We start from the raw sequence: 1,450 nt of genomic DNA on the forward strand, positions 1-1,450 counted from the left end.
TCGTGGTGCTGGGGACGGCCTTGTTGGCGACGAAGAAACCGGAGGCGGCGGACATCGGGCCGTCCTTGCCGGCGGCGTTCTTGGCCCGGACGGTCAGCGTGTGCGGGCCGTCGGACAGCTCGGTGGTGTCGAGCGACGCGGAGTACTCGGTACCGCGGCTGGCGACGGAGTCCACCAGCCGGCCGTCGATGTAGAACTCCGCGCCCGTGGGCGTGCCGACGCTCTCGGAGACCGACGCCGTGAGGGGGACCTGCCCGCTCAGGATCGCCTGGTCGGCCGGTCCGGTCGCCTTGGCCACGGCCGGGCTCGCGTTGGTGTCCTCGGCGCCCGGCTCCGGCGTGACCGGTCCGTCGACTATGTTGTTGTATCGGTAGGCGTGGTATCCCTCGGTGGGGTGGCCCGAGAGCCAGTAGTCGTTGAAGTCGCCCTTGTAGCGCTGGGTGACGACTCTGCGGCCGCTCTCGGAGTAGTAGTAGAACGTCTGGGCCGCCTTGTTGATCCAGCCGGCGAAGATGATGACGTGGGTCTGCGTGTTGTTGAGGATGTCGCCGGGCTTCAGCTCCGAGGTGCTGATCCTGGTCGTGACATCGCGCAGGGACCAGGTGTTGCGGCTCTCCTTGAGCATCCAGGCCATGGAGACGTAGCCCGAGCAGTCCTGGCGGTACCAGCCGCCCGTCGCGTCGTCCTTGTACCAGCTGTAGGGCGATTCCAGACCGTTCTTGCTGTACGGGACCTTGTAGGCGGCCCAGTCCCGCGCCCGGTCCAGCACCTGCTGTCTCGTGACGCGGCTGCCGGCCGCGGCGCCGTGGCCGAGGGTGCCCGTCGAGACGACCGGCATGCCGTCGGACTGCCGGGACTCGGCCTGTGCCGCCGTCCCGGCGGCCAGGGCGGCCGACGCGATGGCGGCCACGAGGAACAGGGACGCGCCGCGGCGGGCGGGTCTTTTCAGAAGCATGGGTATCTCCGGGTACGTCGAAGTAGGGAACCGCGCAGGCGCGTAACAGTCCTTGTGAGAACTGGTGTTCACGGCCAACCGCATCGGCGGTGCGGTGTCGCGGTGGTGGGTGCCTGCATCACCCTGACGAAGCCCGTGGCGAGGATGTGACGGCGGAGGCGGAAGAAGTTCGGATCGAGCAACCGGCCCGGTGGAAACGGAGCCCCCCGCAGTGCGGCAGCACGACGGGGGGAGACCGGTGGGTACGTCGGTACGTCGGTACGTCGGTACGTCGGTACGTCGGTACGTCGGTACGTCGGTACGGAGGCGTGTCAGGCCAGGTCGCTGCGGTACCACCGCCAGGAGCTGAACCCACGGCTGTCCCAGGCCGCGGCCGGCGGGGCGACCGCCTCGGCGCGCCCGGCGAAGGTGAACAGCCGCACCTCGCCCTTGCCTTCGGCGTTCTCCCCACCGTTGTAGAGGACGCCCAGGTCCGCCTTGCCGTCGCCGTCGAAG

2 protein-coding genes are annotated in these 1,450 nt (G+C 69.2%); both read right to left on the reverse strand.

Features of this window, described 5'->3' with window-relative positions; genetic code table 11:
- The coding region (locus JNW98_RS35530; protein WP_263421544.1) for an Ig-like domain-containing protein at positions 1 to 955 on the reverse strand (955 nt) is incomplete at its 3' end.
- A gap of 311 nt (positions 956 to 1,266) precedes the next feature.
- A partial coding sequence (locus JNW98_RS35535) for a hypothetical protein (protein WP_223772382.1) occupies positions 1,267 to 1,450 on the reverse strand: 184 nt, incomplete at its 5' end.

It is taken from the genome of Streptomyces huiliensis (assembly GCF_020037025.1).
Lineage (GTDB): Bacteria > Actinomycetota > Actinomycetes > Streptomycetales > Streptomycetaceae > Streptomyces > Streptomyces huiliensis.